Source organism: Collimonas sp. OK307 (genome assembly GCF_900113705.1).
In the GTDB taxonomy this organism is placed as follows: domain Bacteria; phylum Pseudomonadota; class Gammaproteobacteria; order Burkholderiales; family Burkholderiaceae_D; genus Collimonas.
Genome location: NZ_FOQI01000002.1, coordinates 215,383 through 232,955, shown reverse-complemented (window position 1 = coordinate 232,955; position 17,573 = coordinate 215,383). Strand labels below are relative to the sequence as shown.

The 17,573-nt window shown below is 52.4% G+C and carries 13 protein-coding genes; 5 read left to right on the top strand and 8 right to left on the bottom strand.

Annotated elements, in window-relative coordinates:
• Window positions 1-519: 519 nt before the first annotated feature.
• A complete protein-coding gene (locus tag BM205_RS04735) occupies window positions 520-1,566 on the top strand; it encodes a CgeB family protein (protein ID WP_092413073.1) in 1,047 nt (348 codons plus the stop codon).
• Between the two features lie 474 nt (window positions 1,567-2,040).
• Here the strand turns inward: BM205_RS04735 and BM205_RS04730 are convergent, their stop codons facing one another.
• The 6 genes from BM205_RS04730 to rpmH all read right to left on the bottom strand — a co-directional run bounded on the left by BM205_RS04730 (window position 2,041) and on the right by rpmH (window position 7,587).
• Window positions 2,041-3,243: an EpsG family protein gene (locus BM205_RS04730; RefSeq protein ID WP_092413071.1), complete on the bottom strand. Its 1,203-nt coding sequence runs from the start codon at window positions 3,241-3,243 to the stop codon at window positions 2,041-2,043.
• A 146-nt stretch (window positions 3,244-3,389) separates the two neighbouring features.
• Entirely contained in the window at window positions 3,390-4,787 is a 1,398-nt protein-coding gene (mnmE, locus tag BM205_RS04725) for a tRNA uridine-5-carboxymethylaminomethyl(34) synthesis GTPase MnmE (RefSeq protein ID WP_092413069.1), read from the bottom strand.
• Window positions 4,788-4,902: 115 nt separating this feature from the next.
• The gene (gene yidC, locus BM205_RS04720; protein ID WP_092413067.1) at window positions 4,903-6,588 is read right to left on the bottom strand and encodes a membrane protein insertase YidC; all 1,686 of its coding nucleotides are present in this window, start codon (window positions 6,586-6,588) and stop codon (window positions 4,903-4,905) included.
• 19 nt (window positions 6,589-6,607) lie between these two features.
• Entirely contained in the window at window positions 6,608-6,892 is a 285-nt protein-coding gene (gene yidD, locus BM205_RS04715) for a membrane protein insertion efficiency factor YidD (RefSeq protein WP_092413065.1), read from the bottom strand.
• 121 nt (window positions 6,893-7,013) lie between these two features.
• Entirely contained in the window at window positions 7,014-7,421 is a 408-nt protein-coding gene (gene rnpA, locus BM205_RS04710) for a ribonuclease P protein component (protein ID WP_092413063.1), read from the bottom strand.
• A 31-nt stretch (window positions 7,422-7,452) separates the two neighbouring features.
• Window positions 7,453-7,587, bottom strand: a complete 135-nt coding sequence (gene rpmH, locus BM205_RS04705) for a 50S ribosomal protein L34 (protein ID WP_061535510.1) — start codon at window positions 7,585-7,587, stop codon at window positions 7,453-7,455.
• Between the two features lie 435 nt (window positions 7,588-8,022).
• On the opposite strand from rpmH, the gene dnaA reads away from it, so the two are divergent.
• The 4 genes from dnaA (at window position 8,023) to BM205_RS04685 (ending at window position 14,147) form a co-directional block, all read left to right on the top strand.
• The gene (gene dnaA / locus BM205_RS04700; protein WP_092413061.1) at window positions 8,023-9,459 is read left to right on the top strand and encodes a chromosomal replication initiator protein DnaA; all 1,437 of its coding nucleotides are present in this window, start codon (window positions 8,023-8,025) and stop codon (window positions 9,457-9,459) included.
• A gap of 305 nt (window positions 9,460-9,764) precedes the next feature.
• Window positions 9,765-10,871, top strand: a complete 1,107-nt coding sequence (gene dnaN / locus BM205_RS04695; protein WP_038483788.1) for a DNA polymerase III subunit beta — start codon at window positions 9,765-9,767, stop codon at window positions 10,869-10,871.
• Between the two features lie 113 nt (window positions 10,872-10,984).
• Complete coding sequence (gene gyrB, locus BM205_RS04690) at window positions 10,985-13,468, top strand: DNA topoisomerase (ATP-hydrolyzing) subunit B (protein WP_092413059.1); 2,484 nt, start codon at window positions 10,985-10,987, stop codon at window positions 13,466-13,468.
• 301 nt (window positions 13,469-13,769) lie between these two features.
• A complete protein-coding gene (locus BM205_RS04685; protein WP_092413057.1) occupies window positions 13,770-14,147 on the top strand; it encodes a hypothetical protein in 378 nt (125 codons plus the stop codon).
• Between the two features lie 221 nt (window positions 14,148-14,368).
• On the opposite strand, the gene BM205_RS04680 is transcribed toward BM205_RS04685, so the two are convergent.
• Window positions 14,369-15,208, bottom strand: a complete 840-nt coding sequence (locus BM205_RS04680) for an SRA domain-containing endonuclease (protein WP_092413055.1) — start codon at window positions 15,206-15,208, stop codon at window positions 14,369-14,371.
• A 485-nt stretch (window positions 15,209-15,693) separates the two neighbouring features.
• Window positions 15,694-17,535, bottom strand: a complete 1,842-nt coding sequence (locus tag BM205_RS04675) for a DEAD/DEAH box helicase (protein ID WP_175511159.1) — start codon at window positions 17,533-17,535, stop codon at window positions 15,694-15,696.
• Window positions 17,536-17,573 lie beyond the last annotated feature (38 nt).

The following is a 17,573-nucleotide window of genomic DNA, read 5'->3' as shown; positions in this document are numbered from 1 at the left end:
GAAGATGCACGTGCCCGTTCACTTTACTCCTGCTGCGCAGTAAAGCAATCCGCGATGAACCCCAAAAAAAGCCCGCCAACCTTTCGGTTGCGGGCTAAGTCCAAAACTTAGGGAGAGTTGGAGGAGACTAAATCAATATTGTGTCCCCTCAACTGATTTTCAATACCCCTTTTTAAGTCATTCGTATTTGCGCAATAAAAAGGTCTCGAACCGATGAAGGAGCGAGGCTCTAAAAATTGGCTCGAGCGCCGCTTCTTTGCGTATTACGACTAATCAGGCAAGTTTTAAGGCAATTCTTGGATTGTCTAAAAATCAAGTTTTGATGGGGGAGATGGTCTAGTATGAAATCCTGGTTTTAATGAATTGAGCACCTTACCGATATCCCGGCAGGCATGTCACTGCCCTGCTACGTGAAGCCGAGCGGCATCGAATCGATGGCTCCTGCATCGCGGGGCTGCGCGTCATTGAGGTAAAGATTTTTAGGTCGCACTTGCGTCCAGAAAGAACAACGAGCGCCATATGGATGAAGATCAGGAAGTCACCCCTTTGCTCGATTCCCCGCCTGCCGGGAACGGCATGTTTTTGCTGTGTGTGCCAGCGGGATGGGAAACCTATATTTCACGCGAATTCTACGAACTGCAACAAGGCTTGGTTGATTGCGGTTGGACCAAGCTTGTCATCGGCGAAGTGGACGATGCGGTCGTGGTGGCGGCGATTCGACGTGCGCGAATTGTCTTGCTATGGGAGGCATATGAGTTACTTGAACGAAATGCCTCGGCACTTTGCGCAAATTCGCTCCCTGCCGACGGGCAGGCGAAGCGGATCTTTTTTTGCGATGACGTACATTACTTCACTCCTCATCGTCGAGAGCAGCGGCTGCGTGCATTTGAGTGGGCCGATTTGATCCTCGCAACCTATCAGGACAAATTGCATCAGTGGTACCCGGAGATTACTCGGCACAAAACCCACTGGATGCCACATGCCGCAGCATCCTATTTCCATTGCCCCGCTAAATTTTCACCGTCGTCGGATCGTATTCTTTTGTCCGGTTCACGTACCTGGCCCTATCCATTCCGTCAGTTTTGTCAGGCGAAACTGTCAGCATCGGTTTGCGACGTTGTTGATCACCCGGGCTACCCAGGTTACCCGGGTGACAAGGCGAACAACATGCAAGCAGATTCCATCGCTCTACTGCATCTGGGCCGTGAACGTTATGCTGAATTACTGCGAACTTATCCCGCCATGCTCGTTTGTGGCTCAGTCTTTGGCTATCTGGTTGCGAAGGTATTTGAGGGGATGGCGGCTGGTTGCCTCCCAATATGCGAGCGAACGTCTCTTGGCAAGTGGTTATCGGCGTTGGGTTTTGTCGAGGGTGAACACTACGTCGGAACCGATCTGCAGAGCGTCATTGGAGACACCGTTGATGTGCGCGATGCATTCCTGCGGGGTGACCCGGGGTGGGCGAACATGACCGCGGCAGCCGCTCACAAAGTTTCCAGCGAACACACAACCACTGTGAGAGCTTCCCAGATTCATCATATTTGCATGGAGGCTATCGTCGCATGAAGCCTGAAAATTTACTGTTATCGGAATACCGGCAACATGGTGCAGTCTTTCCTCTGCCAGCCTTGTCAGAATTGGAAGCGCTGCGGGCATATCGCCAATATCTGGATTTTTGTGACCCGGGTAAAGTTGTTGCAGAGGGAGAGAGGCGGGTTTTCGGGCATTTATTGCACCCTTGGATCGCCGATTTGGTTAGCCATCCGGCAGTCTTGGAGGCGGTTCGCTCCCTGGGAAGTTGTGCCGCCGATACGTCCAGCCTATGCGTGGCTGGTGAGTGGCGAAGATAAGTACAGCAACTGGGAATGCTGCTGAGCTTGTTCTGCGCCAGCCGTAACTCTTCCGCAAACAAATCAAGCGACTGAACGTTGACGTGGTTGTCGAGCGACGCGTGCCGATCGGCAATATCCAGATGCCTTGTGGTTGCGGGCTAAGTCCAACACTTAGGGAGAAAAAAGCGGAACTGCATGAACGGAGCAATCATTTGTTCAGGATACCCGGCCTGCACTTTGTTATAGCGCACTCCTTTTCGCTAGCCATCAAATTGTAATCCTCCAGCCTTTTTCGCCCGTCGCCCAGGTCATTGGTATATATAAAACGCATACTCGTTTGATACGGAAAATACGGACGTGCCGTCTCATCGAGCAAAGGTTTAACCAACGCCACGATGCTCAGCACGAAAACCACCGTCAGCTGGGCCGCTCTATGCAATGGTTTTATTGTTTCCCATGTTTTGTATAACAAGATTCCCTGGGCAATTACAACAAAGTAGTGGGCTCGGAGCCAGAGTAGCGAGAATTGCCAGAAAACCGCTTCCAAAATAATCGTTACAAGGATCGAAAGCATCAACGATTTTTCTAATCGAGAGCTGATATTTGCAAATTTTGAAAAATACAAAAAGCTGAAAATATTAATTAACAAATATATTGCTGTCCCCACGCTTTTGGGAGATGGCCCAAGGCTGGAATAGTGCTGGAATTTTTCTGTAATGAATCTGAAGTGGGCGTGCTCAGCGACGTATCCGAGCATATCAAACAAGCTGATTCCTGAAAGGTAAAACGCCGCTAACGCCAATAAAATCGGGATCTCGAATGCAATAATCTTCTTGTAAGCTTTGGTGAGAAAAACCGGTGCAAACATCAGTACTGAATACTGGAAGCCGATCGCCATAAAGAAGAGAGCAAGCGCCGACGAATGCTTTGACTTATCGAACCGGATTAGCGAAAGCATTAAGAACGACAAGGCGATCGACTGTCGGATAAGTGCCATCTGAGCCAATAGATATACCCAGCAAAAATACACGGCAAACGCAAAAATAACGCTCGCTCTGCAATACCTGACGAAAATATAGAACGTGACCCCGTTGAAAAGCGCAACAATCAAATAAAGCGATTGCATGGTGCCGCCAAATGTCTTTATTGTTGATAGCAATATGACGAATAAAGGCTCCATTGGCCTGAGGGCGTCTGGTAAATGCGCAAAGGACAATTGGAAAAGCGAGGGCGCGGCGGCAAGCGCCTGCTCGTAAGCTATCCAGTCATATCCGGTCTCCCACCGAAAACCCGCGAGCATCACAAAAGCGATGGTGACAGCGGCGACGAGTAATTGATGCAGATCTTTACGATGTTCAGCTATAAGAACAAAAGCCCAAAAAATAAGCGCAAGAGATAAATAAAAGATCAAAATTTCACCAGGTTCCCGGAGTCGGAGCTATGTTGAGCAGGATTGCGTTCTATACCTGGATCAATTTTCGATGCAGTTATCCAGCTAAGCAGGTTAGCTTCAGATGCATGTATGGATCTGACAAATCAACGGACTGAACGGACTGTTTATTTGCCTATACAAAACCGCGAAAAAATCACCCCCAGCAAATCATCAGGCGTAAACGCCCCGGTAATGCTGCTGAGCTTGTCCTGCGCCAACCGCAACTCTTCCGCAAACAAATCAAGCGACTGATCGTTGACGCGGTTGTCGAGAGATGCATGCTGATCGGCAATATCAAGGTGATCCCGCGCCGCCTTAAGCGCAATCAGATGCCGTTCGCGGGCCAGGTAACGCGATTCGCCGGTTTGCTGCCAGCCGGCGATGCGTAGCAGCTCCCCACGCAGCAGGTCGATACCAAGATGGTCGGTAGCCGACAGGTAAATATGGGTAGCGTCATTCATCACATCGACCGCGGGCCGGTGGCCGGATTGGTCGATCTTGTTCCAGATGCGGATGATCGGTGCGCTGTTCGGGAAGCGGGCGACGATTTTTTCATCCGCCAGCGACGGGCCGTGATTGGCGTCCAGCATGTGCAAGATCACATCGGCGCTGGCCACTGCGGCCCAGGTGCGTTCGATGCCGATCCGCTCCACTTCGTCGTTGGCGTCTTCGGCTTCGCGAATGCCGGCGGTGTCGATGATGTTGAGCGGGATACCTTCCAGCTGGATGGTTTCAGTCACCTTGTCGCGGGTGGTGCCGGCGATCGGCGTGACAATGGCCACATCAGATCCAGCCAGTACATTCAGCAAGGACGATTTACCGACATTCGGCTGCCCCGCCAGCACGATGTTCAAGCCGTCGCGCAGCAAAGCACCCTGCGCGGCCTGGCTGAACACGTTATCCAGCGTACTGCGGATAGTCGCCAGCTGGCCGCGCGCATCGGATTTCTCCAGGAAGTCGATTTCCTCCTCCGGAAAATCCAGCGTCGCTTCAACCAGCATGCGCAGATTGGTAACTTGCCCCACCAACGCGTGGATCACCTTGGAAAACGCACCGGATAGCGATTCCGAAGCCGATTTGGCAGCCGCCTCGGTGGACGCTTCAATCAAGTCGGCCACCGCTTCAGCCTGGGCCAGATCCAGCTTGTCGTTGATAAAGGCACGTTGCGTAAATTCACCCGGCTCCGCCATCCGCAGTCCGATATCCGCACCCGCCTCCAGGCAACGGGTCAGCAGCATTTGCAAAACCACCGGGCCGCCATGACCTTGTAGTTCCAGCACATCTTCGCCAGTGTAAGAATGCGGCGCCTTGAAATAGATCGCCAGCCCCTGGTCGATGACGCTGCCGTCGGTATTCTTGAAAGGCAGATAGGTGGCGTGGCGCGGGGTCAGCTTGTTTTCCGGAACGCCGCAAACGGCTTCAATCAGGGAGCCCAGCTGCTTGCCGGAAATACGGACTACGCCAATGCCGCCGCGTCCTGGTGCGGTGGCAATTGCGGCGATGGGAGAGGAATCGAAAGACATGGAATTATTCTACGAGGGTTGTTGGATAATAGAAACAACGATAAGCAAATGGCCACAAAAAAGCCCGTGAATTTTTAATTCACGGGCTTTTTTACGACAATCGGTATATCCGATTTTAAGCCTTGGCCGGACCTGCGCCCATCTTGCGGGTAATCACCCACTGCTGCGCAATCGACAGCACGTTGTTGGTGACCCAGTACAACACCAGGCCCGACGGGAAGAAGAAGAACATGACCGAGAAAATCAGCGGCATGAACATCATCACCTTGGCCTGCATCGGATCCGGTGGCGTCGGGTTCAACTTGGTCTGGATGAACATCGAAATCGCCATCACAACCGGCAAGATGTAGAACGGATCCGGTGCAGCCAGATCGTGAATCCAGCCGAGCCACGGTGCGTTACGGATTTCAACGCTGGCCAGCAACACCCAGTACAGCGAGATGAACACCGGAATCTGCACCACGATCGGCAGGCAGCCGCCGAGCGGGTTGATCTTCTCGGTCTTGTACAGCTCCATCATGGCCTGGTTCATTTTTTGCGGTTCGGATTTGAAACGCTCGCGGATCGATGTCATCTTCGGCGTGACCAGCTTCATCTTGGCCATGCTGCGATAGCTGGCAGCCGACAATGGGAAGAACGCCAGTTTGATCAGCACGGTCAGCGCGATGATGGTCCAGCCCCAGTTGCCGAGGACTTTGTGGATCTGCGTCATCAGCCAGAAAATCGGTTTGGCGATGATCGTCAGCCAACCATAATCCTTAACCAGTTCCAGGCCAGGAGCGACGGCTTCCAGGTCAGCCTGTACTTCCGGACCGGAATACAGACGCGCATCCATGGTCACGCTGGCGCCCGGTGCAATCGTGCCCAACGGCAGGATGTTACCGACTGCATACAGGTTGGTAGCGATCTTCTTGGTGAAGATTTCGCGCGGCGCCTTGTCTTGCGGAATGAATGCCGAGACAAAGTAATGCTGGATCAGTGCAAACCAGCCGTCGTCAGACTTGAGTGCATGGTCGGCTTTGCCGCTTTCGATCTTGTCGAAGGCAAACTTCTGGAACTTGCTGGCATCGGTATACACCGAAGCGCCAGTGAAGGTGTGCACAAAACGCTGTTCGCCTTCTGGCGCATTGCCGTCACGCACCAGTTGCATGTACAGCGAAGGCGAGACTGGCGCGGCGCTGTCGTTGGTAACTGTGTGCTTGATGTCGATCGAGTAATCGCCGCGTTTGAAGGTGTAGGTCTTGGTCAGCTTGACGCCGCCTTCAGTCGATTCCAGCACCAGTTGCACCTGGTTGCCGTTGTCCATGGTGCGGGCACCTGGCAAGGCCGTGAATGGCGACTTGTGGTTAGGGAAAGGACCGCCGATCAGGCCTGTTTCAGCCAGATAGGTACGGATCGCGCTGTGGTCGAACAACACCAGGTTCTTGGTCGGATCGACCGTGTCCTTGTGGTGCAACAGTTCCAGGCGCGTCAGTTCACCGCCAACCGTATCGATGTCAGCTTTGACGACATCGGTAGTGATGGTGATGATTTCGCCTTTGGTTTCTGCGGCAGTGGCAGGCACGGCGCTAGCCGATGCACCGGCGACAGCAGTAGCGGCAGAAGCTTGCGGCACCGAAGTGCTGGCGTCGGCTGACGCAACAGCGCTGGCAGAACCCGCAGGACCGGTTGCTACTGGCACAGTCTGGTTAGCACTTGGGAAGAACAATGACGGCTGGCCGTTATGGCGCTGCCATTGATCCCAAAGGAACAAGAGCGAGACCGAAAATACAACCCACAGGACGGTACGTTTGATATCCATAAGAGTATTTATCTATGATTCAGGAATGGCCGCAACCACACGATCGGGAAACCGATGCGGGTTTGGTTGCAGAGGGGGATGTGGATGACTGGTGTGGCGGAACCGGATCGAGTCCGCCCGCATGCCACGGATGGCATTTGCACAGGCGACGTCCGGCCAGCATGCTACCCTTCAGGGCGCCATGCGTGCGGATAGCTTCGGCTGCGTAATCGGAGCAGCTGGGATAAAAACGGCAATTCTGTCCCAGAAACGGGCTGATGCCCAGTTTGTAGAGGCGCAACAGGAACAGTAGAGGCATTTTCATGACAGCTTTTTTCCTTCTTCTTCCGTGCCTGGACTATGGACTAAGGCTATCTATAGCCAGGCTGGAACAATACAAGCCCTGAAATATATCGATATAAATACGACGTTACAAGGCTGTACTGCTACGGCGAGCCAGCCGCCAGACGTTGCGACGCGAACAGTTGCTTCAGTTCGCCATGTAGCTCTCGCTTCAAGCGCGCAGTCGTAGCCGGGCCTGCTTTGGTGTTTACCGGTTTGGATAAACGCACAACGCAGTCGATTGGCGGCAATGGTGTCAGACGAAACAACTCACGCGTAACCCGTTTTACCGTGTTACGCGTAACAGCGCGTGGTGCCAGCCGTTTTGCCGCCACTACGCCCAGACGGGCATGCGGCAGCGCATTAAGGCGGGTATACAACACGAAATGCGCCGTTCTAAAGACAGGGCGCAAACGAAAAACGGATGAAAACTCATCCGTTTTAACGATGCGCCGTTTACGTGCAAAGTCTTGGACGTAGTTCTTCGAACGGACGTCTGGATTCTCTGTCACGCAAGCAACGCCTTAAGCGTCAGGCTTGAGATTAAGCTGCCAGACGCTTGCGGCCTTTGGCGCGACGTGCATTGAGCACAGCGCGGCCACCGCGGGTTGCCATACGGGCGCGGAAGCCGTGAGTACGCTTACGGCGCACGACGGAAGGTTGGTAAGTACGTTTCATGTTGGTCTCGCTAATCAGCAAAAATAAATCGGATCTTCACACTCAGAGCGCTGGGTTTTTACCCTTTCGCCATTGGATCTGAGCCTGGTCGCCACGGGTTCGAACAACGAAATCGGGACAAGTACAGAGAGCAGTCAACACGCAAACCGGCAATTCAGCGGACAGTGAACCTTGAATTAGAACCCATTTTCTGCTTGTTTGTCAATCACTTAGCGGTCTTTTACACTTAGGCTTTTTACTTTAATAGTCGGTATTAATTGGCCGTGCCTGTGGATAACTTGCGCCGGCAAGGGTAGAATAGCGGCTTATGTGTGGCACGCCCGCCAGTTATGCATTGCGCAGTATTGTTAATCATTACTGAAACCAGCGTGCAATAAAAAAACCAAGCCTGGGCGTAAAGAACCTCATCCCGCACACCTTCACTTAGAACGATTCATGGAAAATTTCTGGCAGAGCTGCTCTACCCAGTTGGAGCAGGAATTGACGCCTCAACAATTTAGCGCGTGGATAAAACCACTGGCGCCACTCGACTACGAGGACGGACGGTTGCGCATAGCTGCGCCGAATCGCTTTAAGCTGGATTGGGTCAAAACACAATTTGCAAGCCGCATCACGACCCTGGCGCACCAATATTGGGAGGCGCCGATCGAAGTCGTATTCGTGCTCGATCCACGCAAGTCGACGGCAGCGCCGGTCAGCTCCAGCATGCCGGTCGCTATTAACAACAATAATAATAGCGAGCAGTCGAGCGGCCAGTCGTCCGCTGCCGGCGGCGGCAGTTATGGCAACAGCAACTTCGATCGCCTGCCGGAAGTGCAGACCGAGAACAGTGCCGTCAGCGCCAGGCGCGATCAGTCGCGCATTAATACCGCGTTGAGTTTTGACAGTTTCGTAACAGGTAAAGCCAACCAGCTGGCACGGGCGGCAGCTATCCAGGTAGCGAATAATCCGGGTGTTTCCTACAATCCGCTGTTCTTATATGGCGGTGTCGGGCTCGGTAAAACCCATCTGATCCACGCCATCGGCAACCAGCTGCTGGCCGACAATCCGAACTCCAAGATTCGCTACATCCACGCAGAACAATACGTTCGCGACGTAGTGACTGCTTACCAACGCAAGGGTTTTGACGATTTCAAACGTTATTACCACTCGCTCGATTTGTTGCTGATCGATGATATCCAGTTCTTCGGCGGCAAGAGCCGTACCCAGGAAGAATTCTTCTACGCGTTCGAAGCATTGATCGCTGCAAAGAAGCAAATCATCATCACCAGCGACACCTATCCAAAAGAAATCACCGGCATGGATGACCGCCTGATTTCGCGGTTCGACTCCGGTCTGACGGTCGCCATCGAGCCGCCGGAACTGGAAATGCGGGTAGCGATTCTGCTGAAAAAAGCGGCATCGGAAGGCGTCACCTTCTCCGATGATGTGGCGTTTTTTGTTGCCAAACATTTACGTTCCAACGTCCGTGAGCTGGAAGGCGCACTGCGCAAGATTCTTGCTTACTCACGTTTCCATGGCAAAGATATCAGCATCGATGTTGTCAAGGATGCATTGAAAGATTTGCTGTCTGTACAGAACCGGCAGATCTCCGTCGAGAACATCCAGAAAACCGTGGCCGACTTTTTCAACATCAAAGTTGCCGATATGTACTCGAAAAAGCGGCCGGCCAATATCGCCCGTCCACGCCAGATCGCCATGTATCTAGCCAAAGAGTTGACCCAGAAGAGTTTGCCGGAAATCGGCGAATTGTTCGGTGGCCGCGATCACACCACGGTGCTGCACGCAGTCCGCAAGATCGCCGGCGACCGTACCAAGAATCCAGAGTGCAACCATGAATTGCACGTGCTGGAACAAACGCTGAAGGGCTGATTTCAATGTCGTCTTGTCCACAGCCTGGATTGCCTGCAATCCTGTGGATAAGTTTGGATAAGGCAATTTTGAAAATTGGTTGCAAGTGTGGTTTTTTTGTCGCTACGCTTAAATAAAGATGTTCTGGCGGAAACTGTAAAAAAACCTGAAACCTGCGCAGATTTACATGGTTTGTGAGTCGCTGGCAGTCGAATTAAGTTACATTTATAGACTGCTTGAAAGTATTCGCAAAGTAATAGCAAAGTAACAAGTAAGGCATGCAAGCAAGCAGCAATATTTGATTTTTAAATAACAAGGATATAGCTATGCAATTGGTCAAAACCAACCGAGATACCCTTCTCCGGCCACTGCAGATCGTGAGCGGTATTGTCGAGCGTCGGCACACATTGCCGATTCTGGCCAATATCCTCATTCGCAAAGACGGCGAAAAGGTCTCTTTCCTGTCGACCGACATCGAAGTGCAAATCACCACCAACGCCAAGGTCGGTAGCGGCAGCGAAGTTGCAGCAACGACCGTTGCAGCGCGTAAGCTGCTCGATATTCTGCGCGCCCTGCCGGATACCGGCGAAGTCTCGCTGACTCTCAGTAACAAACGCATGACTGTGCAATCCGGCAAATCCCGTTTTGCACTGCAAACACTGGCCGCCGAAGAATTCCCGACGGTAGCCCAGGCAGATCATTACAACGCCACCGTCACCCTGCCGCAAAAGACCCTCAAGCATTTGTTCAACATGGTCCATTTCTCGATGGCCCAGCAAGACATCCGCTATTACCTGAACGGTCTGTTGCTGGTACTCGATGGCAAGAACGTTATAGCTGTCGCCACCGATGGCCACCGCTTGGCGTTTTGCCAGGTAGCCACCGAGCAGGAATTTGCGCGCCAGGAAGTCATCATCCCGCGCAAGACCATCATCGAACTGCAGCGCCTGCTGGAAGAAACCGACGAACCGGTCCAACTCGAAATCGCCAACAACCAGGTCAAGCTGTCGTTCGCCGATATCGAACTGATCTCCAAGCTGGTAGAAGGCAAGTTCCCCGACTACACCCGCGTGGTGCCGAAGGGTTACAAGAACGACTTCACCATCAGCCGCGACCAGTTGCTGCGCTCCCTGCAACGCGCCGCCATCATGACCAGCGACAAGTTCAAGGGCGTGCGTTGGGTAGTCACCCCGGGCAGCCTCAAGATCAGCTCGACCAATGCCGACCAGGAAGAAGCGATTGAAGAACTCGAAATCGATTACGGCGGCGATAGCGTCGACATCGGCTTCAACGTCACCTACCTGCTCGACGTACTCAACAACCTGAAAGGCGACAACGTCAACATCGCCCTCGGCGACGCCAATTCCTCAGCACTGATTACCGTGCCGGAAAACGCCGATTTCAAGTACGTAGTCATGCCAATGCGGATTTAATTCGCTAAAGAAACAGGGCGGAACGCGTTGTGCGGTTCCGCCCTGTTTACTTGCAAAAGTAACATTCAGCCCCAATATATGTAGTTCCGAAGTAAGCTTTTCAGAAGGTAGCCATGTCATCAGCCCCTCAAGACAACACCAATCAGCCGCAACCCAATGCATACGGAGCGTCCTCGATCCAAATTCTCGAAGGCCTGGAAGCGGTACGCAAACGCCCCGGGATGTACATCGGCGACACCTCTGACGGCACCGGCCTGCACCACCTGGTATTCGAAGTGCTGGACAATTCCATCGATGAATCGCTGGCTGGCCACTGCACCGAAATCCACGTCACCATCCATGCCGACAACTCGATCTCGATCACCGACAACGGCCGCGGCGTGCCGACCGGCATCAAGTTCGACGACAAGCACGAACCAAAGCGCAGCGCAGCCGAAATCGTCATGACCGAGCTGCACGCCGGCGGCAAGTTCGACCAGAACTCCTACAAGGTGTCCGGCGGCCTGCACGGTGTGGGTGTGTCTTGCGTTAACGGCCTGTCGAAACTGCTCAAGCTGACCATCCGCCGCGACGGCAAAGTGCATTACATGGAATTCGTGCGCGGCGTACCGCAAAATCGCGAAACCGAAATGCAGGAAGGCGTACTCGTCTCCCCGATCAAAGTCATCGGCGATACCGACAAGCGCGGCACCGAAGTCCACTTCTGGGCCGACGAAGAGATTTTCACGCACGTTGAATTCCACTACGAAATCCTGGCCAAGCGCATCCGCGAACTGTCCTTCCTCAACAACGGCGTGCACATCAAGCTGACCGACCAGCGCACCGGCAAGGAAGAAAACTTCGCGTTCGAAGGCGGCACCCGCGGTTTCGTCGAATACATCAACAAAGCCAAAACCGTCCTGCACCCGACCATTTTCCAGGCCACCGGCGAAAAAGACGGCGTCTCGGTCGACGTCTCCATGCAATGGAACGACGCCTACAACGAACAAGTACTCTGCTTCACCAACAACATCCCGCAACGCGACGGCGGCACCCACCTCACCGGCCTGCGCGCCGCCATGACCCGGGTGCTCAACAAGTACATCGAAGAACATGACTTCGCCAAGAAAGCCAAGGTAGAAACCAGCGGCGACGACATGCGCGAAGGCCTGACCTGCGTCTTGTCCGTAAAAGTGCCAGAGCCGAAATTCAGCTCGCAAACCAAAGACAAGCTGGTCTCCAGCGAAGTCCGTCTGCCGGTAGAAGAAATCGTCGCCAAGACGCTTAACGACTATCTGCAAGAACGCCCGAACGACGCCAAGATCATCTGCGGCAAAATCGTCGAAGCCGCCCGTGCACGTGACGCTGCCCGCAAAGCGCGTGAGCTGACTCGTCGTAAAGGCGTGATGGATGGGCTTGGCTTGTCCTCCAAATTGGCCGATTGCCAGGAAAAAGATCCGGCGCTATGCGAACTCTACATCGTCGAGGGTGACTCAGCCGGCGGTTCCGCCAAGCAGGGTCGTGATCGTAAATTCCAGGCGATTTTGCCGTTGCGCGGTAAGGTGCTCAACGTGGAAAAGGCCCGTTTCGAAAAAATGCTGTCGTCGGAACAGATCACTACTTTGATCGCCACCCTCGGCACCAGCATCGGGGCTGATGAATTCAACGCCGATAAGCTGCGTTACCACCGCATTATTATCATGACCGATGCGGACGTTGACGGCGCCCACATCCGTACACTGTTGCTGACTCTGTTCTATCGTCAGATGCCGCAATTGGTTGAGCGTGGTCATATCTATATTGCGCAACCGCCGCTGTATAAGGTCAAGCATGGCAAGGACGAGCGTTATCTGAAAGATGATGCTGAAGAAGTTACTTACATGATGCAGGTTGCGTTGAATGATGCGGCTTTGGTGCCAAGCGAAGGTGCGTTGCCGATCAGCGGCCCTGCCCTGGCTGAGCTGGTGCGTCAATACAACATGGCGAACTCGATCATCACCCGTTTAACACGTGCGATTGATGGTGCTGCACTTACCTCAATCATGACTGGCGTTACGCTTAAGCTGGATACGCTGGTAGATGCCGAAGCATCGGCCAAGGCGTTGCAGGCATCGATCAACGAGCCATCGGTGGAAGTCTTCGTGAAGTCCGACGAACTCTCCGACAAGCACTCACTGCGTATTCATCGCCGCTACCATGGCAACATCAAAGCCAGCGCTATCGACAGCGATTTCGTTGCGAGCCCTGACTACACGGTATTGGTCAACGCTGCGGAAACGTTCAAGGGTTTGATCGGTCCTGGCGCTGTGATCCGTCGTGGAGCTGGTGAGAAAGTCAAAGAATCAGCGATTATCGATTTCCACCAAGCCATGGCTTGGCTGCGTGATGAAGCAGAACGTGGCGTTAGCAAGCAGCGCTATAAAGGTCTGGGAGAGATGAATCCTTCGCAATTGTGGGAAACCACGATGGATCCGACAGTGCGCCGGTTGTTGAAGGTGCAGATTGAGGATGCTATTGCTGCGGATCAGATCTTTATGACCTTGATGGGGGATGATGTTGAACCTCGGAGAGCGTTTATTGAGTTGAATGCGCTGCAAGCTGGGAATATTGACGTCTGATTTGTCGGGTGCCACGGAAAGTGAAAGCTGTGCCAAGTTAGTGACAACCTATTTTAGGACCGGACACGTATATCAAAAAGGCCAACCTCTGCGGGTTGGCCTTTTTGATTTCAGTGCGCTGTTGTGGAATACCCGGTGCATACGTTGGTGGAGTTGAACGTGCGATCGGATCGTTTTGGCGCTTCATGTACATAGTTGTAACCGTGTGTAATGTGCGTCAACAATCCCTTAGCAGCACTCGTTAATTGCTCAAGTCCTCAGGAATTACCCGGGGTAATCAAGATAACGTAAAGGTACACAAATGAACAAATTAATCGCTACTCTGATCGCTGGCTTGTTTGCTACATCTGTTTTCGCCCAAGGCACTGCACCAGTTGCTCCAGTCGCACCGGCTGCCGCAGTCACTGCTACCACTACCCAGGCAGTCAAGACTGATGCAAAGACGGAAGCAAAGGCCGCTGGTACTGAAGCCAAGGTCAAGACCGCGACAACCAAGGCGCACCACAAGGCTGTAAAAGCCAAGGCGAAAGCCGTAGTAAAGTCGGAAGCAAAAGAGCCTGCCGCAAAAGAAAAGGCCGAAGCGCCGGCAGTCAAGGCAGACGTCAAGGCGCCTGTTGCCAAGGCAAAGGCCGACGCGCCTGTCGCCAAGACCGATGTGAAAGAAGCTACACCTAAGTAATCAGCATCACGCCGTGAACGCCACGGCTGCAATCAAGATGGTGGCCATGCATGCGGGGAATCACGCGTCCATGGCCACTATCCGTTTCGATTGCGACGGATGCTTGCGCCGGCAGTGACGGTGGCTTCACGGCGCCGGCGATGTACCCAATACATCCCGGCAAACTTCCAGTCAGGCGCTCGTCGCGTGCGACAGGTACTTTTGGCTATAGAGCGGCTACATCAACAAATTAGTGAATTTTCAAAGCTATTGATTTGGGTCAGCAGGATTTGATTTTTTATCGCCCCATCCCGTCCATGATGAATCTCACGATGGCAGTTTGGACAGATTGCTGCGATCCAAGAAGGAATGTCTAATCCGTCATCTGACAGTTGGCGAATGTGATGTGCTTCCAAATACGACTTCCCGTCTTTATTTAAGAATGGCGCCGTCTTCCCGCATGATTCGCAAATACCTTTAGCACGGGCTAAAACGTACGCTTTGACGTCTTCGCTTCGTTTGTATAAGTTTCTTTTTGAAACCACCGGTGCAGTGCATACTTTGTTTTCAACGGCGGCGTAAGCACGCTTCCTCATCTCATCTAGACTGAGATTTTCATGCGTTACGAGTTCACTTGATTCATCTTGGAGATGTGCCGTTAGCACTGATGATGGAGTTAAGTGAAATTGTATTAATTTCCTCGGATTGCCCTCTGTGTCTGGTCCGACCATTTCGTCGCTGCATCCCGCGCACAAAAACGGTCCTTTGAATCTGTAGATCCCACTTTTCTTTGTAGAGGAAAAGAGAAGTAGCTCTTTCCCATCTTTGATATGGTCGCGGATCGCACGATTTCCCCTGAGGAACTGCATGGGGCCAGTTTGTCCTTCACCCGTATAGATGAACAAGCCGTTTTCGTCATAGCCGTCACGGTAGCCGTGCTGTTCGCCAGCTTCGCTCGTAAAAAGAAAGATATAAGGCGCGTTCGCCGGCGTCGCGATTCCGCCTTGCTGCTGTCCACCGAATTTTTCGTGGATATCTTTGCGACGGCTATAAAGTTTTTCGAGTTCGAACGCCACGATCATTTTTCATTCTTGATAATTTTCTATATATTATCTTAAGGCAATTGAATTTATGCAACATTTTGCCGATAAGTATCAAAAATGATGATGAATGGCACAATTTCTTTTGTGCCATTTGATCGGCTTGCACGATCTAAAGGGATTCAGACTTGAAAAAATGATGTACTGGGTTCGTTCCGCGCCAACGAAGACGAGCTCCCCGGCAAATGCGCCCAGACCAACATCCACAAAGGTGCCGGACTTGCTGTTGAACTGGTTACCATTGCCGGATCTATTGGGTAAGGCGGCATGAAAGTGAGCCAGGCGACCAAAGTATTTCCCTCTGTCGTCAATGTTGGACTCAAGGGAGTGGAAGCGAGGAAGCCGGCGACCGAAGATTGGTCGCCAGAGCAGATTTCAAGCTGGCTGAAGCTGTCGTACTGATCTCGGGGAGCCGGCCAAGCCAGACAGAGCAAAAAACCAAAATGCAAACCGTTAATTCAGAGCGTTCATAAAGAAAGCAATGTCTGCATCGCCTTCTGCATTTTCTCAACAAACAAAGTCTGCTCTCCATGCGTCATGATTAACTCATGTGTTGCCCGAGTCATCGCAACGTAGACCAAGCGCGCTTCATCTTGCAAATCTTCATCCGCGATGATTTCCGCGCCAAGGCTAGGAATACAGACCATCGGAAATTCGAGCCCTTTACTGCTATGCATAGTGATGAGCTTGACGCTGTTATGCGTTGGATTGTAGGGATGGCTTTTGCCCAGTTGCGATTCAAATGGGATGTTCCTTCGATTCAAGCTCTCTATAAGTGGGTTACCGGTGGAATAGTGTCTGCAAATAATCGCAATGTCGTTCCATGCGGTTCCAGTCCTGTTTGCTTCAGCCAGTCTCTCCGCGAGATAGTCCGCCTCTTCCTTTAGCGATGGGAGCTTGATCAACAACGGCTTGGGCCCTCGGCGGCCGGTGCTCATAGGGAGAAGGGTTGGCGCTTGATCGTCTTCAGCATCGTTTTGCGATAGCAAATCGTCGGCAAAGGCTCGTGCGACAGACAAAATTTCAGCCGTGTTTCTGTAGTTTAATTTGAGGATGGTGGTGCGTCCTTGCGCCTGCACACCAACGCTGGAGAAAGAAAACCGGAGTTTCTTCTTACCCCCATAAATCGACTGCGCATCGTCGTAAAGCACCAATAATGAATTTGAGTCCGGATGGATCATCTGCACCACTAGCTTGAACCACTCAGGCTTGAAATCGTGACCTTCATCGATCAATACCGCATCATATTGGGCAGACGGGATAAGTTTGTTGTCGACGGATTGAATGAGCTTTTCAACGCAAGCGTCGAAGAAATTAGTCTTATTTGAGTTCTGAGGTGGCGTCCCGACGTTATATGCATTTAGTTGGCGAACGCACCAGGCGTGGAAGTTAACCACGTTAACCTTGTCTTGCAATCCTTTGGCCTCGATCATGCTGCCAAGTTTTGTAGCCAGAGTCTTGTTATAGCAAAGGACCAAGATCGGACGTTGACATAGCTTGGCAAGGTGTTCCGCTCGATAGCCCAATATCAGCGTTTTCCCTGATCCCGCCACACCATGAATGACTCGATGACCTTCGCCAAGGCTCCGAGCTAGTTGCTCCTGCTGCAGATCCATGACTTGCAGCAAGTCTGGAATTTCAGTCATTTTCTGTCCGGCATCCTCAAACATATCTTGCTGCGCCGGAATGCGGATTTCCGGAAACATATGCCAACGAATGCGATCAATCTGCGGCAGCGAGAGTCGTCTGGTGAATTTGATCGGGAACATTTCCCAAAGACGTTTTTGAAACGACTCGACGTCAACACTCTCGGTCATCTCGTCTTGGCAAATGACCAGATGGGGGGGAATCACTTCGCCGATATCGGTGCTATCGAATTGCTTGCGACTGATGTTGGTCAGCACTACGCCGTGACCGTATGGGAATGAAGGTTTTCCCTTCAACGATCCACTGGGCCATATCAACTGTGGATCTCGTTCGAATAAATTTGTTACTGCGAACATGTATTGACGGGCCTGTACAAGCGGATTCAATACATGCTTTAGTCCTTGGCCGGTGAGGATGCTGGCATTTTGTTTATCGATACTTTGTATGGTGTCGAGTTTCCAGTCTTTGACTTCGAGCACCAACAATCCGCGACTTGGATGAAATACGACAAAATCCGGATGCTTGGTTCGCTCTCCTATGGAAACGTCATACCAGCACAGGTAATCAGTCTCCAGCTTTTCTTCGAGCCGGAGCGCGAATCGCCTTTCGCCAGAAGTCATTCTGGAGGAACAGGAGCCTATTGCCGGAATGAGTGTCGCCATATAAACGTTTCCTTTTGGTAACGTCCATATTACTCGTG